Origin of the sequence: Brevibacterium antiquum CNRZ 918 (genome assembly GCF_900169145.1) — a bacterium.
Lineage (GTDB): Bacteria > Actinomycetota > Actinomycetes > Actinomycetales > Brevibacteriaceae > Brevibacterium > Brevibacterium koreense.
Genome location: NZ_FXZD01000002.1, coordinates 161052 through 185384 on the forward strand (window position 1 = coordinate 161052; position 24333 = coordinate 185384).

Here is a 24333-nt window from a genome sequence, read left to right on the forward strand (position 1 = left end):
CTTGGTTCACCCACGTCGTGGGAAAGTTCTCCGCATGTCAAGTAGATTGCTAGGCTGCTCAGCGCATCGTGTCAGCCGAAGATCGCCTCGTCCTAATTCGCACCGGCACTCGTGTCTCCGTTGTTGCCGCCGCCTGGATTCGCGCCGCCGGTGCCGGTGTCTGACGATCCGTTGTCCGAACCGGACGAACTCGACTCGCTGTTCGAGTTCGAACCGTTGCCGTCGCCGTTATCGCCGGCGTTGGAACCGCTGCCCGACCCGGAGCTCGAGTCCGAGCCGTCTGAGCCGCTCGATGAGCTGCTGGAATCGTTGCTCGAACCACTGCCGGAATCCGTTGAGGCGCTGTCGTTCGAGCCGCTCTTCTCATCACCGCTGTCGGAGCTGGAACCGTTATCGGAACTCGATCCGTTGTCACCACTGGTCTCAGTGGGGCCCGGGGTGTTCGAAGGCTCCGGCTTCTGCGTTTCTTCTGCCGGACCCGAGGAGATGTAGAGCGTGACGGTGTCGCCCTCTTCGAAGGTGTAGCCGTTGTCGCCTTCGCCCACATCGGCGACCGTGCCCGCAGCACGGGAGGACTCGATGGTCTGGGTATCGGCCTTCAGCCCCTGCTGTTCGAGGTTCTGAGTCGCCGAGGATTCGGAGAGTCCGATGTAGTCACTCGGATCGATCTCGACGGTCTTCGCTGCCTGCGAGGTCGTGGGTGCGCTGGTGCTCGGGTCCGGCTCTGGTTGAGCCTCGCCCCCGCCGAGGAAGAACCAGAGCAGAGAACCGACGGCGATGAGTGCGATGATCGCGAGGATCCAGATGAGGGCCCGGCCCTTCTTCGACTGCTTCTCGGCGAGCTCTCTATCCTCTGCGTTCTCCGCATCGAGTTCGCTGCCATTCGCTGCCGCGGCACCAGCGGCACCTGCCGCCCCGGCACCGGCGACACCTGCGGCAGCGGCACCCGGGTAGACACGAGTCTCAGCATTGGACGCCGTGACCGGCATCGCCTTGGTCGTCGGCACGGGGTCGGGGTTGTTGAAGACCTGGGTCAATGCCTCGGAGGCGGCGCTGCCCAGTCGCATCTGCGGCAGAATCTCCTCGGCACCGGCCACATCGCCCGCGGCCAGCGCATCGGCTGCCCGGGACACGGCCATGGCGTCAGAAGGTCTGCGCTCGGGCTTCTTCTCGAGCAGGCAGTCGACGAAGCGGCGCAGCGGTTCGGACACTGTCTCCGGCAGCGGCGGATGTTGCTGATTGACCTGGGCGATGGCGATCGCGACCTGCGAGTCACCGGTGAACGGACGCTGCCCGGCCAATGCCTCATAGGCGATGACGCCCAGGGCGTAGAGGTCGGATCCGGAGCCCGAACCCTTGCCCGTAGCCTGTTCGGGGGCCAGGTACTGGGCGGTGCCCATGACCTGACCGGTCTTCGTCAGCGGAGCCTGGTCCGTGACCCGGGCGATGCCGAAGTCAGTGATCTTGACCCGGAAATCAGGGGTCACGAGAATGTTGCCGGGTTTGATGTCACGGTGGATGACGCCGACCTTGTGGGCCGCGCCCAAGGCCTGTGCTGACTGGGAGACGATGCTCAGAGTGTCCGTCTCCGACAGCGGCGCACTGCGTTCGATGATCGCCGACAGTGCCTCACCCGGCACATACTCCATGACCAGGTACGGGGAACCGTCTTCGTCACCGTAGTCGAAGACACCGGCGATCCCGGGGTCGGAGGCGCGTCCCATGTTCTGCGCCTCGGCGCGGAACCGGGCGAGGAAGGTGGAGTCGGAGAGGTATTCGTCCTTGAGGATCTTGGCCGCAATCTCACGGCCGAGCACGGAGTCGACGCCCTTCCAGACTTCACCCATGCCGCCAACGGCGATGCGAGAGGTGAGCTTGTATCGGTTTCCCAACAGGGTGCCTTCGACGGGTCTCATCTTTCGACCACCGCTTCCATCATGTTCTTGGCGATCGGTCCTGCGACCGTCGCTCCATAAGCTTCGTTGCCCGCGTTTCCGCCGTTCTCCACGACGACCGCCACTGCGATCTTCGGGTCATCGGCCGGGGCGAATGAGATGAACCAGGCGTGGGGAGCCGCACCGGCGGCGTGCTGTGCGGTACCGGTCTTTGCGGCGACCTTCGTGCCGTCGATCTTGGCCACCGAGGCGGTTCCGTCTTCGACCACGCCTTCCATCATCGTGGTCAGCTCATCGGCGGTCTTCCCCGAGACTGGCCGGGCCTTCTCCGCAGGGCGCATTTTCTTGATGGGCTCAAGAGTGTTCGCGTTCAGGACCCGGTCGACGAGCTGCGGCTTCATCATCTTGCCGCCGTTGGCGATTCCCGCCGTCATCATCGCCATCTGCATCGGCGTGGACTTGACCTCGTACTGACCGATGGAGGAGTACGCAAGCTGCGGGGGATCGAGATCCGTGGGGAAAGTCGACGGGGTGACTTTGAGGGGAATCTCCATCTCCTGGCCGAACCCGAACTTCTTGGCCTGCTCGTTGATCTTGTCCTCGCCGAGGTCCATCCCGAGCGAGGCGAAGGAGGTGTTGCAGGATTCTGCGAGGGATTGGGCCAGGCTGGGATTGCCGCCGTTGCGGCAGGCTCCCGGGTGGGAGTTGCTGATCGTCTTGTCCGTCTGCGGCAGGTCGAGCTCCGCGGGACCGTTGAGGGTCGAATCCGGCTTGTAGCCGCCTGATTCCAGCGCGGCCGCGGCCACGAGGACCTTGAATGTCGAGCCGGGTGGATACAGGTTGCCGCCGATGGCGCGGTTATACGCAGGCTTACCCTCAGCGTTGTTGAGTGTCTCAAAGGCGGACCGCGCCTGATCCGAGTCATGGCTGGCGATGGGGTTGGGATCCCAGCCCGGCGTCGAAGCCATGGCCAGGATCTTTCCGGTCTTGGGGTCGATCGCGACGGCTGCACCGTTCTGGTTGCCCAGTCCATCCCACGCGGCCTGCTGGACCTTCGGGTCGATTGTGAGCTCAACGGCTGCTCCGCGCGGCTGCTCACCGGTGAAGAGGCTGCCGACCTTGTCGTAGAACAGCGCATCGGAGTCCCCGGAGAGGTAGTCCCCGGTCGCACGCTCCATGCCAGAAGCCCCCGAGACGATGGAGTAGTATCCGGTCATCGAGGCGTATGCACGGGGGTTGAGGCCCTCGGAGCCGTACTTGCGCTGGTACTTGTATTTGTCGTCGACGGGTTCGGAGTAGGCGATCTTCTTGCCGTCGACGAGGATCGGGCCCCGGTCGCGAGACAGCTGGTCGAGAATCCTCCGGTTGTTGAGCGGATTGTTGTTCAACGAGTCGGCGGTGACGAACTGAACCCAGCTGGTGGAGCTGAACAGGAGCGCGAACATGACGAACCCGACAATGCTGATGTGTGTCAGTGGTTTCTTCATCGTTCACCTCCGGTCGTGCCCAGATTGGTCGTCGGGTCCTCATCGGACCCAGTTGTCTCAAGATCGGCAGCGCCGAGGTTGGTCGTCGGCGCGTCGTCGCTGGTGGCACGGTCGGTCGCGAGATTGCCGGCCGCGTGCTCGTGTGGCCCCTCGACACGTTTCGTGTCATTGCGATTCCCGGCTGCCCGCGCCGAGGCGGTGGACCGCTCGGAATCCTCCGTGATCCTGAGGACACCGGTGTGGAATTCCTCCACTGGGCGCCGAGCATTGTCGGAGATGCGCAGAAGCAGGCCGATGATCATCCAGTTGGCGACCAGAGACGAGCCGCCTTGGGCGAGGAACGGAGTGGTCAGACCCGTGAGCGGGATGAGGCGGGTGACGCCGCCGACGACGACGAATACCTGCAGGGCGATCGTGAAGCTCAGGCCGGTGGCCAGCAGTGTGCCGAAGCCGTCGCGCAGCTGCTGGGCGGTCTTGATGCCGCGCTGGAAGATGAATAGGTAGCAGAGCAGGATGACGAAGAGCCCGGCCATGCCCAGCTCTTCGCCGAGGCTGGCGTAGATGAAGTCGGACTCCGCATAGGGGACCATATTGGGTCGGCCCTCACCGAGACCGGTTCCGGTCAGGCCGCCGTTGGACATGCCGAACAGGCCTTGGACCAGCTGGTACGACCCACCGGGGGTCTTGTTGTATTCCTCAGAGGTGAGCGCGTTGAGCCAGCCGTCCACGCGTTGTCCGACGTGGTCGAAGAGGAAGTTCGCGGCAACCGCGCCGACGGCGAAGAAGCCGAGGCCGATGATGATCCAGGAGACCTTGCTGGTCGCGACATAGAGCATGGCGACGAACAGCCCGAAGAACAGCAGCGAGGTGCCCAGGTCCTTCTCGAAGACGAGGACGCCGACGCTGGCCACCCAGGCGATGACGATGGGACCGAAGTCGCGCAGACGTGGGAACCGGATACCGAGGATCTTCGGTCCGGCCAGAACCAGCTGGTCACGGTAGGACACGAGGTAGCCGGCGAAGAAAATGGCCAGCAGGATCTTCGCGATCTCACCGGGCTGGAAGGACATTGAGCCGACACCGATCCAGATGCGGGCACCGTTGATCGTCTTGCCCAGGCCCGGAATCAGCGGAAGCATGAGGAAGATCAGCGCAGCGAACCCGGAGACGAAGGTGTACCGGCGCAGCCACCGGTGGTCGCCCAGGAAGATGAGGATGCCGACTGCCAGGGCCACACCCAGCGTCATCCAGATCAACTGCGTCATTCCGCTGTTGAGGTACTCCGATCGACCGAGGTCGACCCGGTAGATCATCGCCAGGCCCAGGCCATTGAGCAGGACCGCGATGGGGACGAGGACGGGGTCGGCGTACTTGGCCTTCCACCACACGACGATGTGGATGATGAGACCCAGTGCGGCCAACCACGCCGCGTACTGGTAGACATTGGCGGGGATCGTGTCCTCGGTGCCGAGGCCCACAAGGGCATAGGCGCTCGTGGACACAGCGATGGCGAGGACGAGGAGGCCGAGTTCAGCCAAGCGATAAGGCCGTGGCCGAGCGACTTGGTTGGGATTCTCGGACATTACTGTGACTCCTCAGTGATGGCATCACTGGGATCGGCCGCTTGGGAACTTGGTGGTGACGGTGCGGGATCGCTGGGGCTCGTGGAGTCCTCGACGTTGCCCGAGACAGTGCCCGATCGGTCGGCTTCCTGACGCAGGTTCTTGATGATGCGATCGGCCTCGTCGCGGGAGTCGGCCTGGATGGAGCTGCGCAGACGGTCCTGCGAAAAGCTGTTGAGCGTGCCGACTTCGATGTCGGTGGTGTCCTCGAGCTGGCTGAGTTCGATGGGTCCCAGAGTCGTGTCGAGGCCCCGATAGAGGGTGACCTTCCCGTCGAGGTTCGTCAGGTAGTAGTGGTTGTTCATGTAGTTATAGGCGAAGAATCCGCCTACGGCGATAGCGACGATGACGATGGCGGCGATGATCCAGCCCAGGTAGGACCGCTTTTCCACCTCGTCGTCGTCAGCGTCGAGGTCATCCTCCTCGGTGGGTTCGTCCCTGTCGGACGTCTCTGTCGTGGTGCGCTGGGCGGTCGGAACCACCTCGGCGGTGGGCTCCTGCCGATCGGAGTCGGACACTGACTGCATGGGCACAGTGTCAGTGTCACCGTTGCCGTAGTGGGGCTGTGTCTGGGTCGTGGCCTCATCGGCGTCGGTGTTCTTGCCGATCGTGGCGTACTTCGGGTTGAGATGGACGGAACCGACGGAGCGCCCCTGCACGGTGTCGACGGTGCCCTCGAGCACGTCGCCGATGACGACGGTGACGTTATCGGCGCCGCCTCCAGCCAGGGCCAGGTCGACGAGCTGAGCGCAGCATTCTTCCGGATCGGAGACCTCGGCGAGGATTCGGGCGATGTCGTCGACATCTGCGAAGCCGGTCAGCCCGTCCGAGCAGAGCATCCAACGATCGCCGACGTGGGCTTCGCGCAGGGTGAGGTCGAGATCAGGGGAGGCCCCGACGTCGCCGAGGACCTTCATGACGACCGAACGCTGTGGGTGGGTCTCCGCCTCGTCAGGGGTGATGCGGCCTTCGTCGACGAGCATCTGGACGAAGGTGTGGTCGTGGGTGACGGTCTGCAGTTCGCCGTCGCGGAGCACGTAGCCGCGGGAGTCGCCTATATGAGCCAAGGCGAAACGATTGCCGGGAGCCCGCAGAAGAGCGGTGACCGTCGTGCCCATGCCGGCGAGCTCGGGCTGTTCGGCGACACCGCGGCAGATGCGGTCATTGGCCTCCAAGATCGAGGTGCGCAGGATCTCCAGAGCGTCCTCGCCGCTGGGTTCACGATCGAGGTCGGCCAGGCGGGCGACAGTGATCGCCGAGGCGACGTCACCGCCTGCGTGACCGCCCATTCCGTCAGCGATGAGCAGGAAATTGGGACCTGCATAGCCGGAATCCTGGTTGTTCTTGCGCACCAGTCCGGTGTGAGACCGGGCAGCTGAACGGAGGGTGATCGTACCGTCGCTCGTCACGATTGGGTCTCCAACGTGGTATGGCCGATGGCGATCTGGGTGCCGATCCGCAGACTGATGGGCGAATGCATGCGCGAGCCGTCGACGAACGTCCCGTTCGTCGAGCCCAGGTCCTCGAGGACCCAGGAGCCGTTGGCGGCCACGATTCGCGCATGGTGACTGGACGCGAAATCGTCACTGATGACGATCGTGTTGTCCGGCGCGCGCCCGAAGGTCACGGGTGCCCCGGAGAGCGTGATCGAGGTCCCGGACAAGGGGCCACCGGTGACGCGGATGGATCCCGGATGAGCCTGTGACCTCGCAGGAGCGGGCGTCGGAGCGGGTGCCGGGGCAGGTCTGCTGGGTGCAGGAGCTGGAGTCGCGTTGCGGGAGGCTCTGCCACCTCGGCGAGATTTCCGGGGGCCCCGCTTGGCTCCGAAGATGTCGCGCTTGAGGACTCCGGCCACACCTAAGACGAAGAGCCAGAGGATGATGAAGAAGGCAAACCGAAAGATGGTGACGGTGAATTCGCTCACTGGGCGTCCCGTTCGATCTCGTGGTAGCGCACCTCTGCGTCTCCAGCCATGAGGACATCACCATCGGAGAGGTTCGCCGAGGTGAGCTTGCGTCCGCGCAGAAGTGTTCCGTTGGTCGACCCGAGGTCGTTGGCGACCGCGTGATCGCGCTCGACGGTGATCTCGAAGTGTCGGCGGGAGACGCCGGGGTCGTCGATGACGTAGTCGGAGCTGGAAGAGGAGCGGCCGAATACGTTCGTACCCTGGTGCAGCTCGTAGTCCTGACCGTGGATGGTCACGCTGGCGCTGATGGTGCGCGACCGTGCTGGTGCTGCCTGTCGCACGGGGGCCGATGCCGGGCGGCTGGTGGCCGCCGGTCGGGCCGGTGCTGGTTCGGGTGTGCGTCTGGGTGGGACCGGACGTGATCCGGAGTTGGCCTGTCCTTCGCCCACGATGTTGTGGGACCGGGACACGGGGTCATAGCCGCCGCGGTTGGCCGGTTGGGCTGCGTGTGAGCCGTCGGGTCGCTGAGTGCTGGAGACGACTCGGTACATTCCGGTGTCGAGGTCTTCTGCCTCGACGAACTCGACGGAGACGGGACCGACGAAGCTGTAGGCCTGCTCGACCGCGTGATCGCCGATGACCTGTCGCAGGTCGGAGCGAAGTTCGTTCTCGAGACCAGAGAGACGGTCGAAATCTGTGGGAGACAGTTCGATGCTGTAGTGGTTTGCCGTCAGTGTTCGTCCGCGTGAGACCACAGCGGCCTTGTTATCGGCTTCGCGTCGCAGCGCGCCGGCCAATTCGACCGGTTCCACCTGTGAGCGGAACGCTTTGGCGAAGGCGCCGTTGACGACATTCTCCAATCCCTTCTCGAAACGATCGAGAATCCCCATGGCACCTCCTCTTCCAGGTGTCGTGCGCGTGACGAACCGTTCGCCACCAGCCCGGACTTATGCGTCCGAACGCGTCTGTCTCGGTGAATCCGTCTGCGGAAAAGGACACCGAGATGGAGACACCAACACCCAATCCTAACGCGGTGAAGCTCTCAACTCACGTCACTGGGTATTTCGGGGCCGAGGTCTTTACGGATTCCCGGCAGTCGTCCAGCTTAGAAGTTGTCGCTGAGTAGTCCATGAGCCTCTCACGAGCGCCGATGTCAACGCAGATGAGTTGTGGGTCATGAAAGACGCACGGTATTCGGGCTCGCGCATGTGAGCGTCGACACGTTTCGGGTGTTTCGGCTGACCTCGGTTTCATTCTTCCCGGCCGCGATGCTAGAGTTTTCTCTTGTTCGCGCGAGTGGCGGAATTGGTAGACGCGCTGGCTTCAGGTGCCAGTGATCGCAAGGTCGTGGGGGTTCAAGTCCCCCCTCGCGCACAGTGAACAACAGCCCTTCACCGGGACCCTTCGGGGTCACGGTGGAGGGCTGTTTCGTGTCTGCCTGCGGTGCTGCTTCGACCGTGAGGGATCGATCGAAGTTTGAGGGCCCTACTTCAGAGCAGGGCTCTGAAACTTCGATCGGTCACCTTCTCGCACAGTCACCTTCTCGCACAGTCACCTTCTCGCAGGGTCACCTTCTCGCAGGGTCACCTTTTCGCACAGTCGCCGGTGAGTGCCGATACCGGTGCGGCGCAGACGGAGCCCATGCCCACCAGAGAATGGTGTTGAGCAGCAATCCTGCCAGGAGGGCGGCAGAGAGATATGTGCGGATCAGGGTCTGTCTGGAATCTGCGACCGCCGACGCGGCGCCGACAGTCACTGACTGGCTTGGGCATGCACCCAGCGTCCGTCTATATAGGAGACTGCCGCCGCTCTGACCTCGACGACCCCGTAGTTCGTGCCGGGGAACTTCTCGGCCCAGGCCAGGGCGCCGTTTCCGCTCTCGACGTCGATGACGAAGACTCCGACCAGCGCCTCCTTCGTCGCTGCGAAGGGCCCGTCCTCGATGACGACCGAGCCACCTCGGCGAGTGACTGTGGTTGTCGCCTGTTGCGGTTCAAACATCTCTGCGGCGATGAAGACTCCTGCGGAATCAAGCGCATCGGCATAGTCGGTCATAAGCTTCTGCATCTCCTCCATCACCTCAGGTGAGGGCTGGGGGTCGCCGCCTTGTGGTTCGGGTGCGTGGAAGATCAGTGAGTAACGCATTGTTGAGCTCCATTCTTCTCAGAAGCGACCGTGTTCTCAGAAGTGACCGTGTTTTGGTCGCTCATCATTGAGACGACCGAGATCACGTCGATTCGACATGTTGAGGACGATTATCGTCGGAATACGCCAGCTGCGCGAGAGTCAGTACTGTTGAGTTATGACCAACCCGCCAGCCGATATACCTGTGTGGTGCGTGATCGGCCGTGCGCCCGATGAGGCCCTCGGCAGCGTTCGGGGCATGGGTTCCACGATCGGCGTCGTCGAGCTCGACGACGCCCGTGAGCGGATCGGCAGCCACCACCTCGGCGCGGACAAGCTGCCAGAATTCGTGCGCTCCCGCGAAGCGCAGGCCCGGCCGAGGTGGGTTTTCAGTGACACTCCGAATTGGTACCCAGCCCTGCTCGCCGCGGGTGTGCAGATCGAACGCTGCTACGACCTGCGACTGACTCACGCGATCCTCATGCGCTCACAACTCGTGACCGACCGCAGCGCGGTCGCGGCCGCCGACGAATGGGACGCGGGTCCCGTGAGCGCCCCGACCGCGCCCGAGGCAGAGGCACTGTTCGAGGTCACCGAACGACGCAGCCACATCAAAACTGTCCCCCACGACATCGAGTCAGCGCTCGCCGAGTTCGCACGTCAGACCACGGCCCTGCAGACTGCCTCTGATCCCGGCCGGCTGCGTCTGCTGCTCGCAGCGGAATCCGCCGGTGGTCTCGTGGCCGCGGAGATGCATGCGGCCGGGGTGCCCTGGGACATCGCCGAACACGACCGGATCCTCGCCGACGAGCTCGGACCCCGTCCGGCGCGGGACGCGAAGCCTGAGAAGATGCTCGCCGTCGCCGAGGAGGTCCGGGCCGCTCTCGATGACCCCAGGGCCAACCTCGACTCCCACGTCAAACTCCTCCATTCCCTGCACGCGGCGGGAATCAACGTCGCCTCGACCTCGAAATGGGAGCTCGAACAGAGCGAGCACCCGGCCATTGCACCCCTGCTGCAGTACAAGAAACAGTCCCGTCTGCTCTCTGCCAACGGATGGCATTGGCTCGATGAGTGGGTCAGCGAGGGCCGGTACCGTCCCGTCTATGTCCCTGGGGGAGTCGTCACGGGGCGCTGGGCGGCCAGCGGCGGTGGTGCCCTCCAGATTCCCCGTCAGCTGCGACCTGCCCTGCGTGCCGATCCCGGCTGGCGGCTGATCTCTGCCGATGTCGCTCAATTGGAGCCACGGGCGCTCGCCGCCATGTCCGGGGACACCGCCATGGCCGAGGCTGGGCGCGGCCGTGACCTGTACTCGGGTCTCGTCGATGAAGGCATCGTCGCGACCCGGCAGGAGGCGAAGATCGCCGTGCTCGGCGCCATGTACGGTTCCACGACGGGAGACAGCGGGAGACTCGTCCCCCGCCTGCGCACGAGCTTTCCCGCCGCCATGGGCCTGGTCGATTCCGCCGCCGAGGTGGGGGCAGAAGGGGGTGTCGTGTCCACGTGGCTGGGCCGGACATCACCGGTGCCAAGCGAGCAGTGGCGCCGTCTCCAGTCCGCGGCGAACCAGTTCGACGCCACCTCACAGGATGAGACCCGTGCCCGTCGCGCCGCCGGTGATCAAGGGCGTTTCACTCGCAACTTCGTCGTCCAAGGGACCGCCGCCGAATGGGCACTGGCCTGGTTGGCCGACCTGAGACTGCGGCTGGCGCGGCTGCCGGGCGTCGCTGACGAGAACCCGGCAGACGATGACCGGAACCCGGGAGTCACCTCGGCGGGGGAGACGGTGGGGAACGTGGCCGAAGCCTCGGGCCCGGTGTTCTCACGACGGGCTCACCTGGTGTTCTTCCTCCACGATGAGGTCATCGTGCACGCGCCGGCCCAGCACGCCGAAGCCGTGGCGACCGCGATCGGGGACGCGGCCGCCTCAGCGGGGAAGCTCCTGTTCGGCAATGCACCGGTCGATTTCCCTCTCGACCTCACGATTTCCGAGCGGGCGGCGAAAGGATAGCGGGCGGCTAAGGGGCAGCAGCCGGTGCAGAAACAGTGCCTGTCGCAGAAATCACGGGTGGCTCCGGAATAAGCGAGGGATAAGCAGTGCTGCATATGAGGTGTCGGCGGCCCCGAAAACGGTGTCGTCGCAGCACTCGGAGTCGTTAGCACACAGAGGAGTTTTCATGACTTTCACCGTCAAGGCACTGCAGAAGACCGGCGCCGACCAGCCGTTTCGCGTAGGCACCATCGAACGTCGCGATCCGCGCCCCGATGACGTGATCATCGACATCAAGGCCGCCGGGATCTGCCACAGCGACATCCACACCATCCGAAACGAATGGGGCGAGGCGAACTTTCCCCTGACCGTCGGTCACGAGATCGCCGGCATCGTCGAAGCCGTCGGCAGTGACGTCACGGACTGGAAGGTCGGTGACCGTGTGGGCGTGGGCTGCATGGTGAATTCCTGCGGCGAGTGCGAAGAGTGCCGCGCCGGTCAGGAGCAGAACTGCCTGGGCGGCAGCGTCGGCACCTACAACTCCACCGACGTCGACGGCACCATCACCCAGGGCGGCTATTCCGAGAAGGTCGTCGTCAACGAGCGCTTCGTCTGCCGTATCCCCGACGGCCTCGACTTCGACGTCGCGGCGCCGCTGCTCTGCGCCGGCATCACCACCTACCAGCCGTTGGCTCGGTGGGGCGCAGGAGAGACCAAGGACGGCGCCCCCAAGCAGGTCGCCGTTCTGGGCCTGGGCGGCCTCGGCCACATGGGCGTCCAGATCGCCGTCGCCATGGGCGCCGAGGTCACCGTCCTCTCGCGCACCCTCAATAAGGAGAAGGCCGCGCTCGATTTGGGTGCGAAGCAGATGCTCGCAACCACCGATGACGACTTCTTCAGCAGCCACCGCGGTGAGTTCGACATCATCCTCAATACGATCAGTGCGGACATCCCCGTCGACAAGTACCTGCGCCTGCTCAAGCCGCGGGGCGTGATGACCGTAGTCGGCCTGCCCCCGGAGAACCAGTCGCTGTCCTTCGGCTCGGTCATCGGCGGCGCCAAGGTGCTCGCGGGATCGAACATCGGCGGCATCGCTGAGACCCAGGAGATGCTCGACTTCTGCGCCGAGCACGACATCGCCGCGACAATCGAGACCGTGAGCATCGACGAGGCGGATGCGACCTATGATCGAGTCGTCGCCGGAGACGTGTACTTCCGTGCCGTCATCGACACCTCAACCTTCGAGGGCGCCGAGGTGTCCGCGCTCGCCTGATCGTCCCGTGCCGTTTGCTGCCGCTCGCCGAAAGGCCGGCGGCACCGCAGAGTCCGAGGGGTCGTTCCGCTGAACCGGCGGGACGGCCCTTCGGCGTTGTCACGCAGGCTCAGAACACGGTGACTGCGGGCTCGATTCGGACACTGCACGGAGGAAGCAGGGTAGTCTGAGCCGCATGACGACGCGGCACGGGCGGATGGGCAATGCGCCCCTCGTACTGCTGATCTTCTATACCCTGTTCATCGGCTTCATGACCTTGACCCCGATGCAGCTCGACCTCAGCCCTGCGGGGCCGATCGGCAGGCTGCTCCAGTTCTTCGCCGATCATCAGGTGACATCATGGCTGACCTATCCGCGCGTTGAGAAGCTGGCGAATGTCGCCATGTTCGTTCCATTCGGATTCCTGGTCGCACTGCACATGGGTCGCAGGCGCTGGTGGGTCGGTTGGGCGGTCGGCGCGGCGTTCACCTGTCTGATCGAGGGAACTCAGGCGACCCTGCTCTCGCCCACTCGCTACGCCACGATCAGCGATCTCATCACGAACACGCTCGGCGCCGGGATCGGTGCCGTCCTCGCGCTGGTTCTCATGACTCTGCTGCCCCCGCGAGGTGGACCGGAGGAGGTCGATCGCGTCGTGCGCTGAGGTCGAGAGCCTCGCCGACCTCAGATCTCGTGTGTGCTCTTCGTATCCTCGTTCTCGAGGGCGCCGATGCACAGGTCGAGAGCCTCGCCGAGGTGGCTCTTCAGTTCGGCGTCGAGAGTAGAGACCATGAGTGCTGAAATCCTCTCAACTCTTTCGACAGCCTGGTCGAGGGTCTTCCCTCCCTCATCAGTCAGGGTCGTCGGCAGGGCTCTGCCGGTTTCGGCCTTCGTTGCACGCGTCACGAGACCGCGTTCCTGCAGGCCTCTCAGCAAGGTGTTCATCGTCTGCCGAGTCACAAAGGCGCCGCGGGCGAGTTCGGAGTTCGAAGCTCCCGGTTCACGTCTCAGCAGCTCGAGGCAGGCATACTGCGGGGTCGACAGGCCGATCGGACGCAGCGCCTCGTCCATTTGCGAGCGCAGGGCTGACTGCAGATGCTTGAGCTGGTATCCGATCATCGCTTCCAGCGCGGCGGGCGTCTGCGGCTCTTGACTCATGTAAGCATTCTGACATAGATTGAGTATGTCAGAACACTGACATGCAAATTGAAGGCAAGAGATTGGAACCATCATGACTGTGACAGGACCGGATTTTCTCGCACTCCAGGTGCGAGACCTCGAGAAGGCAGCCGAATTCTACGAAACGCGGATCGGGCTCAAGCGGGTGCCAGCAGCACCTCCCGGTGCAGTCCTCTTCGACACCTCACCGATCCCATTCGCCGTCCGTGAACCGCTGCCGGACGTTGATCTCGACGGAGTCGATCGACCTGGCACCGGAGTGGCACTGTGGTTCAAATGCGATGACTCACAGGCGCTGCACGACAGTCTCGCCGCGTCGGGCGTCGAGATTGCGCGTGCTCCCGCACCGAGTCCCTTCGGACTGACCTTCACCTTCGTCGACCCCGACGGTTATGCAGTGACAGTCCACGACGCGAGCTGAGCCTTACTCCTTGCGGTTGGTCGAGTCCTTGGTCGAGTCCTGCTCGTTGCCGTTGCCGTTGCTGACGCTGGCTTCGTCGGCGCTGGTCTCATCGACACTGGTCTCAGCTTCAGCGGCCCAATCGTCGCTGTCCGATGAGGAGAAGCGCGGAATCCAGCAGGAGACTCGCGCGGCGTAGTCATCGAACTCGGTGCCGAAGCGCTCCCTCAGATCAGCCTCCTCGTGCGGACGGATCAGCCAGTTCCACAGCAGTGAACCGGCGACGGCGTAGGCGATGACCATCCAGGAGCCGATGAACAGGCCGATCGCTGCGCCTTGGACGATACCTGCGATGGCCATGGGATTGCGGACGAAGGCATACGGGCCCCGAACGACGAGGTGGTTGGCCATCTCGGCAGGCAGCGGGGTGCCGGAACCGAAGTTCGCGATTGCCCGTGCCGACCACACGCCCAGGACGCTTGCCAGGGCGAGAATGGCGAAGCCGGCCACGAGCACGAGGATCGGGAACTTCACCGACAGATTCCAACGCTGCTCGAAGGAATTGATGATCGCGGGCAGGATCACGAGGAATACGCCCCAGAAGACCACAAGCTGGATCGTGGTCCTGAGCAGGAGTTGAGATCTTACGCGCGTGCGGGAGCTGTGGAAGGAGAAGGGTCCGACGATGAGACGGTCGGACGGGATCCTGCCGAGGAGCATGAGCGCCCCGGCGATGACGCTGCCGACTGCGGCAGCCACCATGAGGACGGCGCCCAGGCCCGCCTCGGTGGTGATGGTGGCATAGATGACCATGCAGACAGCGACGAGGGCAGTCCAGGAGACGGCCACCCACACGGCCCAGCGAAAGTTGAGTGCTGCCAGAGCAGAGCCGATGACGAAGAGTGGGATGTCGATGGCGGAGACGAGCAGCGGGTCGAGGCTTCCCAGCGTGGCCTCGCGCAGTGTGGGAAGAGTGATGACACCGAGCCACCAGGCGGCACCGGCGAGAGCCTGGAGGGCGAAGTACATTCGGCCGTGGAAGATTCGCAGCGGCTTGTTCGCAGTGGTGGGCCTTTTGTGCCTGCTCGGCATCTTCATTGATCGGCTCATGCGAACGCCGTCCCTCGGAAGCACACGGTCGTGGGCCCGCCGACCCAGACCTCATCGTTGTCATGGGAGATCGAGATGACTCCGGCTCGACCGAGCGCGGTGCCCTGCGTGACGGTGTACTTCGCAGGCGCAAGACCGGAGCCGATGAGCCACTGCGCGACTGAGGCGTTGAGGCTGCCCGTCACGGGATCCTCGGCGACGCCTGCGCCGGGGGCGAACGCACGGATCTCATACTCATGGTCGTTCCCTTCCGGGTGGGAGCCCAGGACGCCGATCTTGCTGTCGGGAATCCGGGAGAAATCCGGCTCGAGGTCGAGGACCTGCCGTGCACTTGCCAGTCTCACCGCGGCCCACCCTGGTCCGTTGTCGACCCATTGATGACCGAGGATCTCAGCGCGATCGATGTGCAGGGCTGCGGCGATCTGCTCGACGAAGCCTTCGTCGAGATCACCGGTGCGGATCGGGTCGGGAGCGGCGAACGACAGGGCCTGGCCACCTCGGCGAATATTGACGAGTCCGGCACCGCACTCCTGGACAACGGCCCCTTCGCTGCGTGGGACGCCTCCGGCCTCCAGCCATGCGGCCGCCGAGCCGAGGGTGGGGTGGCCGGCGAAGGGGAGTTCGCGGGAGGGGGTGAAGATTCGCAGGCGGTAGTCGGCGCGTGAGTCGCTGGGTGGGAGGACGAAGGTGGTCTCCGAAAGGTTCGTCCAATTCGCGATCCGCGCCATGTCCTCATCGGCCAGTCCCTCGGCATCGAGGATCACAGCCACAGGGTTGCCGCGGTAGGGCTCGCTGGAGAAGACATCGACCTGGGCGAATGCTCGGTTATGGGGCAAGAGGGGGACTCCTTTGTTGAAAGGGCGCCATTTCCTGGGGGTGCGCACTTCCCATGGTAATGGGGTAAGGCTCCAGCTCGGGGATCAGGCCCCGCCGCGTCGGAGTGTCACCCCCGCAGCATTGCCGTGTGAGAGGAAGGGGAGTTGTCAGAAGGTGCGGCGTGGTTCTCGTGTGTCGAGTTGCTGCTGGCGGCTGAGGGCGGCAGCTGCCGGCTGAAGGCGCAGCGATCCGGTCGGCGACGTGGGGCCTACTGGCTGGCGAAGGCCAGGGTCCCGCCCAAGCCGATGAGCATGCCGCCGCCGATTCCACGGATACGCGACATCCGCCTCGGCGAGCGAGCGAACCAGCTGCGCGCCGTGCCAGCGATGAAGGCCCACGACCCGTCCGAGAACAGGGCAAGAACCTGGAAGAGGAGGCCGAGGAAGATCATCTGCAGCGGCACATGCCCGGCCTCGATCGAAACGAACTGGGGGAGGGCCGCGACGAAGAAGATGATCGTCTTCGGGTTCGAGATGCCGACGACGAAGCCCTGCATGAACATCGAGCGATAGCTGAGCTCACGGCCGGCGGGGACGAACGAATCCACGTCGCTCTCAGCCTCCAGTGCCAGCGATGGGTCCTCTGGCACCTCATTGCCGACCTTGCGATGTCGGATGCCCTGAACGCCCAAGTACACGAGGTAGCCGGCGCCGAGGATCTTGACGATCGTGAAGATGACGAGCGATTGCGCGACGATGGTGCCCACTCCGAACGCCACGGCCACGATGATCGGGATGATGCCGACGCTGCCCCCGAGCACGCTTGTCAGGCCCGAACGCCTGCCGTGGGAGAGTGATTGGCCGACGACGAAGAGCACCGTCGGCCCGGGAATCACGATGATGACGAGGGCTGCGGCGAGAAAGGCGAGAAGGGCATCGGTGGTCGGCACAGAAGAATTCTATGGTCGCGAGCGAACCGCAGGTAAGGGCCCGACGCGGAGAATTCGATCACATGTCAGACGGTCGTGGGGCTCCGGAAGGCTGACCATGTCGGGGAAGCCGACCTCGCGCTGAGGCCTGATCCTGAGGGCGTTACTCAGGGTCGGTTCATAGAGTGGGCCGCGATGAATGAGCTTTTGATGGCGGAGGTGCGTGCATGGATCTGAAGCAGGGTGTATCGACCTGGTGGGAAGCCATCACGTCCGGGTTCGGGCGTCAGGACGGTTTGGAACCCGATGTCGTGCAGCTGCTCCTCGTCATCGGCATTCCTCTTCTCGTCACACTGACGCCAGGGATCTGGCGATTCTTCGGCATGTTCGTCACCTTCGTGCATGAACTCGGCCACGCTTTCGCCGCGCTGATGACGGGGCGAGTCGTCAAGGGGATATCGCTGAATTTCGACCATTCCGGCCAGATGAACTCCTTCGGCAAAGTCGGCTTCTCCGCGACGTGGTCGGGTTTCTGGGGATATCCGGCGCCGGGCGTCCTCGGATTGGTCCTCATCACCTCGGCGACTCAGGGGTGGGCTCCACTGGCGTTGTCGATCGGTGCGCTCATTCTGCTGGTTGCGCTCATATTCATCCGGAACCTTGCTGGTGCCATGATCGCAGTGTTCACGGCCGTAGCCGCGCAGCTCGTCGTCGTGTTCCTGCCCATCGAATGGATCTCGGTGTTCGTCGCCGGCCTGGGAACGGCCCTGGTCATCGGCTCGCTCAAGGACCTGGTCAAGGTCGTCGGCGTCCATACCCGCAGGCGCCACATCCAACAGTCGGACGCCTACATCCTCGCCCAGGGTTCCAGCCTGCCCGCGGGGGTCTGGCTGAGTCTGTTCGCACTGGTCATCATCGTCTGCGCGCTCGCCTCCACATACATCCTGTACTCAGCATCCACGGTGTCGATCGGCTGAATCGGGGTCACTTGGGGCAGCTCGCGGCAAGGGCCGAAGACAGCTGGGTCAGTGCCAGACGGCAGAATCGGAGCATGAATTCGAGTCCGAAGTATGCTGCTGTGCTGTTCGACTGTGACGGAGTGCTCGTCGACTCTGAGCGTCTCACGAACACGGTTCTGTGGGAGATGCTCAATGAGCTGGGGTGGCAGATCTCGCGGGAGGAATGTGTGTCCCGGTTCGTCGGGAAGATGCTCCGCGACGAGGCGGACGTCATCGAGGAGCAGTCCGGCTTCCGTATCGACGCGCAGTGGCTGAGTGAGTTCCGTGGGCGTCGCAACGATGCTCTCGAGGCTTCCTTGGAAGCAATCCCGGGCGTCGCCGAGGCGGTCCGCGCCCTTGACACCGCCTACCCGGGCCGGCTCGCGTGCGCCTCGAGCGCTGACCGTTCCAAGATCAACCTGCAGCTGCAGAAAATCGGGCTCCTCGACGCCTTCGACGGCCGGATCTTCTCAGGAATGGAGCTGCCTCAGTCGAAGCCGGCTCCGGACGTGTATCTGGCGGCCGCCAACGCTCTCGGCGTCGATCCTGTCAAGACAGCTGTGATCGAGGATTCCCCGACCGGCGTGACAGCGGGCGTTGCTGCGGGCGCTCACGTGCTCGGTTTCTGCCCCGATTCGCCGGTCCACCAGCGACCTGAGGCGCTCGAAGGTGTGGGAGCCCATGAGATCTTCACCGCGATGGATCAGTTGCCTGGACTGCTCTTACACTGAGGCGCACGTGGAGGGGTGCGGGATTCCCCGGGGCCGCGGCGTCGGGTTTGTCAGGTGGTCGGCAGGCGGGGGAGGCAGTCTGAAGAAGCGGGCGGAAGAAGCGGACCCTGGTTGAAAAGTCCCTTCGATAGCGCGACTACATTGATTCAATGATCGAATACAAGTCGAATAAGTACACCGTTTGTTATCATATCGTAATGTTAATTACCGATGACTCCGATTAGAATTGAGGTAGGCACTCACAGCGACGTGAAGATCAGGTGACCACCAGTGAAGTTCCCCTCCGATTCCGACAGCACCGATTCCGAACCTGCTCGTGACTCCACTGGAACCTCTCATCCCTACGGGACTACTTCGGGCGCCGAGACTGGACCGAGTTCTGATGCTGGGGGAACAGCGCGCGGACCGGCACATTGCTCTCGTCGCCTCCGCATCGACGCGGATTCTCCCTTCGCCGATGCAGCACAAATATTTGCCGCGAGCGATCAGGCGCAGCTATCGGCGCTGGACGTCTCTGCCGAACTCTTCCTCAATGAAACCGTTGAGAATCTGCGCCTCTACAATCCCCACCCCGGGCAGCCATATGCTCACGCGACAATCGCCGAAACCGCCCGCAGGTTCCAGCGTGGCCGCCGTTCGTCCACAGCTGCGAAGCTCAAGAAGGGGAAGAAGCAACTCCCGCCCTTTCCGCGATTCAGGTTGGACCAGACCTTCTACGGATGGGTTCACGAACTCTCCCAGGCCGAAGACATCGCGGAGTTCACAACAGTTCTGGGCACGACGACCGCACGAGCATATGCTCAGATAACCTCGGCGATGATTCTCGTGCATGGGTTGCCCAAATTCTTTGCGCGCTGCCTCGCCGGTGAGTTCACGATCGAACACGTCCATGCCACTGCTCATGCCTGCCGGGATGTGAAGTTCGAGAACCTTCCTCTCATCGATGACTACCTTGCAGATCGTCGCGCAGACATCACGATTGAAACCTTCAAGAAGTCTTTGGGCATGAAGATCGCTGTCGTCGAACCTCTCGAAGAACGTGTGGAAGAGGCGAGCAACCGTCGACGCGTCGACATCACGACAACCGCCGATGGAACAGCCTTCCTCACCTTGGCTGGACCAGCTCCCGAACTGCAGGCCTGCTATCTGCGGATTGCGGCATTCGCACGAGCGATGCGTTCTGGGAACATCGCAGCATTCAGTGACCAGCTGGAGCCGGGCACCACGATTGACGATGACCGTGGAATTGATGCCCTCATGTTCGACATTTTCACGCGAACCATTCCGCAGCTCAGCATTCAGGTCACCTCGACCGATACGACGACGGGGGAGACGTCAACATGCGACATTCCGCTGGATGTGCCCGCTGAGCGGCCGCTGACCCCGGCTTCGGTCATCAATGCTGTCAGCGAAGGTATCACCGAGGCTTCCGCCGACAACGCCGGCGGATGCGGCTCGGAAGCCGACGGAGAGGTAAGCAGAGCGGAAGTCGTTCTCACGATGCCCACTCATGAGCAGTGGCTGGACTCGCAGGCCAAGATGATCACAACGGTCCCCTTTCTCACACTGGCTGGCTCCGCCGAACTTCCTGGAACGTTCTCCGATGGCTCTCCGATCCCAGCAGATACGGCGCGACGAGTCGCCAAGCATTCGAAGTCTTGGACACGGATTCTCACAGATCCGGCAAGCGGCACACCTGTCGACGCCAAGGCTACGACCTACCAGATACCCGCGAATGTCCGTCACACCTTGATTGCGAAATGGCAGGCATGCACGATTCCCGGCTGCACGCGCAGGGCAGAGAGTGCAGAGATCGACCACATCGTGCCCTTCGACCACGATCATCCGGCAGACGGTGGGCTAAGTCGATTCGGCAATCTCCACCCGCTGTGCAAACTGCACCATCAGGCAAAGACAGATCGCAAGTACTCAGTTCGGATGAACCGCTCAGGATTCCTGCAGTACGTCTTCCGACACGGAATGAGCGCCGAGGTGGCGGCCGGGGACCATCCGATAAACGCCGCCCACGCGAAAATGTTCGATGAGATGCAGCGGCAGGCTGGGCCCACATCGGATCCACCGAAAACGAAAACCCGGACAGCGGGCCAGCCGTGGCACGGAGACAAGCGACTATCGAAGGAATGTCCGGGGCCAGTCGCTGCCAATGGTCAGGCCGGGTGGGTGAAGAACACGTCAATGCTCAACGATCGCGCGAACGACAACGAATGGATCTGGGACTCCGGTGGCCCACCGCCTTTCTGAGCATCCGATCCCAGCAGAAAGCCGCCGGTGTTGGGTGCACATGCACCACCACCGGCGGCTGGGACTGATCTGCTGGACTGATCTGCTGGACTGAGGGTCTGGACTGATCTGCTGGGACTGAATCGTCTGTTCAGTCGGGCAGCGTCAGTCTTCGGTCTCTTTGATCACTCTACGCACGTCGTCTGGAGTCTTTGCCTCGCCCTTGTTGATCGCCTCCACGATCTTCTCGTGCTGATCCTCCGTGACGACTGGAACTTCCTCACCATTGCAGTCGACGATCTTCCCGTCCTTGACGGTGTCGCCCTCGGCAAGCAGCGCTTCATGGTTGATGAGTCGCTCGAGCTCGTCCCTGCGAATGACTCGACCGGTGCCTGCGACAAACACCGAGCGATCGGTGCGGTCCTTGCCCCCCGCGCCGATGTGGTTGAAGACCAGGTTGAGCAGTACGGCCATGAGCGTGGCCGAAGAGATCCCCGAGTGAAGGATGATGCCGACCCACGACGGGAAGGAGTTGTAGAAGTCGGGCTCGACAACCGGGATGATGCCGAACGCCAGGGAGACTGCGACGATGATCATGTTGAGGTTGCCCTCGTACTCCACCTTGGACAGGGTGCGGATGCCCGAAGCGGCCACGGTGCCGAACAAGACGATCCCCGCCCCGCCGAGCACAGGGGAGGGAACCGCGGCGACGACTCCGCCCATGACCGGGAGCAGACCGAGGACGACGAGGATGACACCGCCGGCAGTGACGACGAAACGGGACTTCACCCCGGTGATGGCGACGAGTCCGACGTTCTGAGCGAAGGCCGACTGGGTGAAGGAGTTGAAGATCGGCGACACTGCCGATGACAGCATGTCCGCACGCAGGCCGGAGGCTATCCGCTTGGAATCCACCTTGGTCTTCACGATTTCACCCACCGCGATGATGTCCGCGGTGGTCTCTGCAAAGGTGACGCTGATGACGATGAACATCGAGACGATCGCCGCTGCTGAGAAGGTCGGCATGCCGAAGGCGAAAGGCTCCGGGAACGCGAAGATGCCTCTGTCGAGGACCTGGGAGAAGTCGGCCCAGCCGAAGATCGCGCAGACGATCGTCCCGATGACGATCGCCAAGAGGATCGAGAGACGGGAAACCATCGCCACGGGAATTCGGCTGAGCACAAGGACGATCGCGAGGGTGCCGACAGCGATGAGGATGTTGCGAGCGCTGCCGTAATCGGGCGCCTCGGAGTTTCCGCCCATTGCCCAACCGGCGGCCACCGGCATGAGTGACAGGCCGATCGTCGTGATGACGGTGCCTGTGACGACCGGTGGGAAGAACTTCACAATGAGCGCGAAACCTGGTGCGACGATGAGACCGATCACCGAGGCGACAAGGACTGCGCCGAAGACCTCCGGAAGCCCGTCACCTCCAGCGAGGATTGACGTCATGGTGGCGACACCGGCGAAGGACACGCCTTGGACGAGGGGCAGCTGTGAGCCGAAGAACGGAACGCCGAATGACTGCAGAATGGTGGCCAGGCCGCCTATGAACAGGCAGGAGGCAATGAGCACACTGATTCCGCCACCGTCGAGTCCGGCGGCCTTGCCGATGATAAGGGGGACGGCGATGATGCCGCCGTACATGGTCAGTACGTGCTGAAGACCGTATGCGAATGATGTGCCGACCGGAAGTCTCTCATCCTCCGGACGAGTCGTTTCCGCTCGATTCTATCTGGGCGCCTGATTTGATGCCGACATCTATCTCTCCGTTGAGTTATTCCCTGAGTGACAGCCTCGGGGCCCTCGCCCGGATGGGCGATGTGGGTGGTCGACTGAATGTGAGGGATCGGTTTCAATACTTCCAGGATGCGAAAGTATATTTCCTTATCGCAAAATGCTAGGCGAAAGATTAAACGATGGCAACTTCATTTCGTGATCTCTCACACATGTTAGAGTTCAGTCTTGCCGGTGGATGCCTCGGGGGACAAATGAGTACCACCTAGGGTGCGTCACCTGAGAAGTAAGCGGTATGGCTCGGTATCGCCATGAGTGCAGGAGTCACTCGTGGGCCGCGACCCGTACACCCACACCGGACGGCGGAGCAGCAGACGCCGAGAAACCTGAGCTGGCGGCGATTCGCCCCAGTCGTGTCGCCGCACAACGGTTGAACTGATGATTCGACTGGTTCAGCACTGAAAGGCGGCAGATATGACCACAGGAATCGAACCCCCAGCAATCAGCAACCCATCCGGCTCCACGATGTGGCTGCGCAATCCCATGGCCGTCCACCTCGGGCGTGACATCGATCCGACTCAGGCCGCGGGTGGAATCGTCGTGGACAAGCAGTCCGGGACGATCGTCGAACTAGTTCCCACAGGTGGTGAGCCCTCCGGAGGAGCGCAGTCCGTCGCCGAGGTGGTCGATGCGAGTGCGCACGTCATCACTCCGGGGCTCATCAACACCCACCATCACTTCTACCAGACCCTGACTCGGGCCTGGGCTCCCGTGGCCGACCTGCCCCTGTTCGGGTGGCTGACCAATCTCTACCCCGTGTGGGCCCGACTGACACCGAAGGCCCTCGAATTGGCCACGACTGTGGCCATGGCCGAACTGCTGGAATCCGGGTGCACGACAGCAGCCGATCACCACTACCTGTTCCCGACCGGCATGGACGATGCGATCGACATCCAGGTCGAAGTGACCAGAAAGCTCGGCCTGCGCGCCATGCTCACCCGCGGATCCATGTCCCTGGGAGAAAGGGACGGCGGACTGCCGCCGCAGCAGACTGTGCAGGATGCTGACGTGATCCTTGCCGATTCCCGTCGGCTCGTGGAGGCCTATCACGAACGAGGCGCCGGGGCGCAGGTCCAGATCGGCTTCGCCCCGTGCTCACCCTTCTCCGTGACCACCGAACTCATGCGCGAGAGCGCGATCCTCGCCGAGGAGCTCGATGTTCGACTCCACACACACCTTGCGGAGACCCTCGACGAGGAGGAGTTCTGTCGGGAACGGTTCGGGCTGCGCACCGTCGACTACCTCGAGTCGGTGGGCTGGCTGACTGATCGATCCTGGTTGGCCCACGGTGTGCACTTCGACGATGAGGAGATCACCCGCCTCGGCGAGGCTGGTGCCTCCGTGGCACACTGCCCGACCTCGAACATGCGATTGGCCTCGGGCATCGCTCGGGCCGTTGAACTCGAGGACGCGGGGGTCAATGTGGGGCTCGGCGTCGACGGTTCGGCGTCGAACGATGCCTCGAACCTCATCCGCGAAGTTCGTCAAGCCCTCTACATCCAGCGTCTGCGCTACGGATCGGAAGACGTCACCTGCGCTCGTGTCCTCGACTGGGCCACCCGCGGTTCCGCGGCGGCACTGGGCCGCGATGACATCGGAGGTATTGAGGTCGGCAAGCAGGCGGATCTGGCGATGTTCCGCCTCGACGGCCTCGCCTTCTCCGGTTCACACGATCCGATTCCTGCACTCGTCCTCTGCGGAGCCGAAAAGGCCGATCGGGTCATGGTCGCCGGTCAATGGCGCGTGCTCGACGGCAATGCCATCGGCTCCGACAATCTGCCCCTGGACAAGGAAGCTCTCATCGCGGACCATCAGGAGGAGGCCCGCAAGCTCGTGGCCGGCTGAGCCCAGCCCCAG

19 protein-coding genes, 1 tRNA gene and 2 pseudogenes are annotated in these 24333 nt (G+C 63.4%); 9 read left to right on the forward strand and 13 right to left on the reverse strand.

The features are described 5' to 3' along the window. Window positions 1-92 precede the first annotated feature (92 nt). Genes BANT918_RS03390 through BANT918_RS03415 form a run of 6 tightly spaced genes read right to left on the reverse strand, consistent with a single transcriptional unit; the run spans window position 93 to window position 7800 of the window. Complete coding sequence (locus BANT918_RS03390; RefSeq protein ID WP_101618949.1) at window positions 93-1916, reverse strand: protein kinase domain-containing protein; 1824 nt, start codon at window positions 1914-1916, stop codon at window positions 93-95. Continuing rightward, complete coding sequence (locus BANT918_RS03395) at window positions 1913-3382, reverse strand: peptidoglycan D,D-transpeptidase FtsI family protein (RefSeq protein ID WP_101618950.1); 1470 nt, start codon at window positions 3380-3382, stop codon at window positions 1913-1915. The genes BANT918_RS03390 and BANT918_RS03395 overlap by 4 nt, the downstream gene beginning before the upstream one ends. Continuing rightward, window positions 3379-4965 carry an FtsW/RodA/SpoVE family cell cycle protein gene (locus BANT918_RS03400; RefSeq protein ID WP_101618951.1) on the reverse strand — a complete coding sequence of 529 codons (1587 nt, stop codon included), beginning with the start codon at window positions 4963-4965 and terminating at the stop codon, window positions 3379-3381. Before BANT918_RS03400 ends, BANT918_RS03395 begins: the two co-directional genes overlap by 4 nt. Next, window positions 4965-6413: a PP2C family protein-serine/threonine phosphatase gene (locus tag BANT918_RS03405; RefSeq protein WP_101618952.1), complete on the reverse strand. Its 1449-nt coding sequence runs from the start codon at window positions 6411-6413 to the stop codon at window positions 4965-4967. The genes BANT918_RS03400 and BANT918_RS03405 overlap by 1 nt, the downstream gene beginning before the upstream one ends. Beyond that, on the reverse strand, window positions 6410-6928 hold the full coding sequence (locus BANT918_RS03410; protein ID WP_101618953.1) for an FHA domain-containing protein FhaB/FipA: 519 nt from the start codon (window positions 6926-6928) through the stop codon (window positions 6410-6412). Before BANT918_RS03410 ends, BANT918_RS03405 begins: the two co-directional genes overlap by 4 nt. Further along, entirely contained in the window at window positions 6925-7800 is an 876-nt protein-coding gene (locus BANT918_RS03415; protein ID WP_101618954.1) for an FhaA domain-containing protein, read from the reverse strand. The genes BANT918_RS03410 and BANT918_RS03415 overlap by 4 nt, the downstream gene beginning before the upstream one ends. Before the next feature lie 400 nt (window positions 7801-8200). On the opposite strand from BANT918_RS03415, the gene BANT918_RS03420 reads away from it, so the two are divergent. Next, window positions 8201-8284, forward strand: a tRNA-Leu gene (locus BANT918_RS03420). Window positions 8285-8546: 262 nt separating this feature from the next. On the opposite strand, the pseudogene BANT918_RS17645 reads toward BANT918_RS03420, so the two are convergent. Together BANT918_RS17645 and BANT918_RS03430 are read right to left on the reverse strand one after the other, a co-directional pair. Further along, window positions 8547-8660, reverse strand: a pseudogene (locus tag BANT918_RS17645) (cobalt transporter); the annotation flags it as partial. A gap of 2 nt (window positions 8661-8662) precedes the next feature. Beyond that, complete coding sequence (locus BANT918_RS03430) at window positions 8663-9055, reverse strand: YciI family protein (RefSeq protein ID WP_101618955.1); 393 nt, start codon at window positions 9053-9055, stop codon at window positions 8663-8665. A gap of 157 nt (window positions 9056-9212) precedes the next feature. On the opposite strand from BANT918_RS03430, the gene BANT918_RS03435 reads away from it, so the two are divergent. The 3 genes from BANT918_RS03435 (at window position 9213) to BANT918_RS03445 (ending at window position 12940) form a co-directional block, all read left to right on the forward strand. Next, entirely contained in the window at window positions 9213-11045 is a 1833-nt protein-coding gene (locus BANT918_RS03435; RefSeq protein ID WP_101618956.1) for a bifunctional 3'-5' exonuclease/DNA polymerase, read from the forward strand. A 166-nt stretch (window positions 11046-11211) separates the two neighbouring features. Beyond that, window positions 11212-12297, forward strand: a complete 1086-nt coding sequence (locus BANT918_RS03440) for an NAD(P)-dependent alcohol dehydrogenase (protein ID WP_101618957.1) — start codon at window positions 11212-11214, stop codon at window positions 12295-12297. A 175-nt stretch (window positions 12298-12472) separates the two neighbouring features. Beyond that, window positions 12473-12940 (forward strand): VanZ family protein, encoded by a 468-nt coding sequence (locus BANT918_RS03445; RefSeq protein WP_233429332.1) that lies wholly within the window; start codon window positions 12473-12475, stop codon window positions 12938-12940. Between the two features lie 20 nt (window positions 12941-12960). On the opposite strand, the gene BANT918_RS03450 is transcribed toward BANT918_RS03445, so the two are convergent. Continuing rightward, window positions 12961-13434 carry a MarR family winged helix-turn-helix transcriptional regulator gene (locus BANT918_RS03450; protein ID WP_101618959.1) on the reverse strand — a complete coding sequence of 158 codons (474 nt, stop codon included), beginning with the start codon at window positions 13432-13434 and terminating at the stop codon, window positions 12961-12963. Between the two features lie 73 nt (window positions 13435-13507). On the opposite strand from BANT918_RS03450, the gene BANT918_RS03455 reads away from it, so the two are divergent. Then, window positions 13508-13876 carry a VOC family protein gene (locus BANT918_RS03455; protein ID WP_101618960.1) on the forward strand — a complete coding sequence of 123 codons (369 nt, stop codon included), beginning with the start codon at window positions 13508-13510 and terminating at the stop codon, window positions 13874-13876. A 3-nt stretch (window positions 13877-13879) separates the two neighbouring features. On the opposite strand, the gene BANT918_RS03460 is transcribed toward BANT918_RS03455, so the two are convergent. The 3 genes from BANT918_RS03460 to BANT918_RS03470 all read right to left on the reverse strand — a co-directional run bounded on the left by BANT918_RS03460 (window position 13880) and on the right by BANT918_RS03470 (window position 16730). Beyond that, a complete protein-coding gene (locus tag BANT918_RS03460) occupies window positions 13880-14965 on the reverse strand; it encodes a methyltransferase family protein (RefSeq protein WP_101618961.1) in 1086 nt (361 codons plus the stop codon). After that, the gene (locus BANT918_RS03465) at window positions 14962-15801 is read right to left on the reverse strand and encodes a PhzF family phenazine biosynthesis protein (protein ID WP_101618962.1); all 840 of its coding nucleotides are present in this window, start codon (window positions 15799-15801) and stop codon (window positions 14962-14964) included. Before BANT918_RS03465 ends, BANT918_RS03460 begins: the two co-directional genes overlap by 4 nt. A gap of 248 nt (window positions 15802-16049) precedes the next feature. After that, complete coding sequence (locus tag BANT918_RS03470; RefSeq protein WP_101618963.1) at window positions 16050-16730, reverse strand: LysE family translocator; 681 nt, start codon at window positions 16728-16730, stop codon at window positions 16050-16052. A gap of 206 nt (window positions 16731-16936) precedes the next feature. Here BANT918_RS03470 and BANT918_RS03475 point away from each other — a divergent pair, with 206 nt between their 5' ends. From BANT918_RS03475 to BANT918_RS03485, 3 genes are all read left to right on the forward strand, one after another. Beyond that, window positions 16937-17686 (forward strand): M50 family metallopeptidase, encoded by a 750-nt coding sequence (locus BANT918_RS03475; RefSeq protein ID WP_101618964.1) that lies wholly within the window; start codon window positions 16937-16939, stop codon window positions 17684-17686. Between the two features lie 74 nt (window positions 17687-17760). Then, complete coding sequence (locus BANT918_RS03480; RefSeq protein WP_101618965.1) at window positions 17761-18438, forward strand: HAD family hydrolase; 678 nt, start codon at window positions 17761-17763, stop codon at window positions 18436-18438. A 270-nt stretch (window positions 18439-18708) separates the two neighbouring features. After that, window positions 18709-20700, forward strand: a complete 1992-nt coding sequence (locus tag BANT918_RS03485) for an HNH endonuclease signature motif containing protein (protein WP_101618966.1) — start codon at window positions 18709-18711, stop codon at window positions 20698-20700. Window positions 20701-20844: 144 nt separating this feature from the next. Here BANT918_RS03485 and BANT918_RS03490 read toward each other — a convergent pair. Further along, a pseudogene (locus BANT918_RS03490) lies at window positions 20845-22392 on the reverse strand (nucleobase:cation symporter-2 family protein); the annotation flags it as partial. A 498-nt stretch (window positions 22393-22890) separates the two neighbouring features. Here BANT918_RS03490 and BANT918_RS03495 point away from each other — a divergent pair. Next, window positions 22891-24321: an 8-oxoguanine deaminase gene (locus BANT918_RS03495; RefSeq protein ID WP_101618967.1), complete on the forward strand. Its 1431-nt coding sequence runs from the start codon at window positions 22891-22893 to the stop codon at window positions 24319-24321. Window positions 24322-24333: the final 12 nt, after the last annotated feature.

What these genes read in the sequence shown, in the direction of transcription:
- BANT918_RS03430 (WP_101618955.1), bottom strand. Translation starts at nt 9,055, where the DNA reads ATGCGTTACTCACTGATCTTCCACGCACCCGAACCACAAGGCGGCGAC.
- BANT918_RS03460 (WP_101618961.1), bottom strand. Translation starts at nt 14,965, where the DNA reads ATGAGCCGATCAATGAAGATGCCGAGCAGGCACAAAAGGCCCACCACT.
- BANT918_RS03415 (WP_101618954.1), bottom strand. Translation starts at nt 7,800, where the DNA reads ATGGGGATTCTCGATCGTTTCGAGAAGGGATTGGAGAATGTCGTCAAC.
- BANT918_RS03440 (WP_101618957.1), top strand. Translation starts at nt 11,212, where the DNA reads ATGACTTTCACCGTCAAGGCACTGCAGAAGACCGGCGCCGACCAGCCG.
- BANT918_RS03390 (WP_101618949.1), bottom strand. Translation starts at nt 1,916, where the DNA reads ATGAGACCCGTCGAAGGCACCCTGTTGGGAAACCGATACAAGCTCACC.
- BANT918_RS03400 (WP_101618951.1), bottom strand. Translation starts at nt 4,965, where the DNA reads ATGTCCGAGAATCCCAACCAAGTCGCTCGGCCACGGCCTTATCGCTTG.
- BANT918_RS03480 (WP_101618965.1), top strand. Translation starts at nt 17,761, where the DNA reads ATGAATTCGAGTCCGAAGTATGCTGCTGTGCTGTTCGACTGTGACGGA.
- BANT918_RS03435 (WP_101618956.1), top strand. Translation starts at nt 9,213, where the DNA reads ATGACCAACCCGCCAGCCGATATACCTGTGTGGTGCGTGATCGGCCGT.
- BANT918_RS03395 (WP_101618950.1), bottom strand. Translation starts at nt 3,382, where the DNA reads ATGAAGAAACCACTGACACACATCAGCATTGTCGGGTTCGTCATGTTC.
- BANT918_RS03455 (WP_101618960.1), top strand. Translation starts at nt 13,508, where the DNA reads ATGACTGTGACAGGACCGGATTTTCTCGCACTCCAGGTGCGAGACCTC.
- BANT918_RS03495 (WP_101618967.1), top strand. Translation starts at nt 22,891, where the DNA reads ATGACCACAGGAATCGAACCCCCAGCAATCAGCAACCCATCCGGCTCC.
- BANT918_RS03450 (WP_101618959.1), bottom strand. Translation starts at nt 13,434, where the DNA reads ATGAGTCAAGAGCCGCAGACGCCCGCCGCGCTGGAAGCGATGATCGGA.
- BANT918_RS03445 (WP_233429332.1), top strand. Translation starts at nt 12,473, where the DNA reads ATGACGACGCGGCACGGGCGGATGGGCAATGCGCCCCTCGTACTGCTG.
- BANT918_RS03475 (WP_101618964.1), top strand. Translation starts at nt 16,937, where the DNA reads ATGGATCTGAAGCAGGGTGTATCGACCTGGTGGGAAGCCATCACGTCC.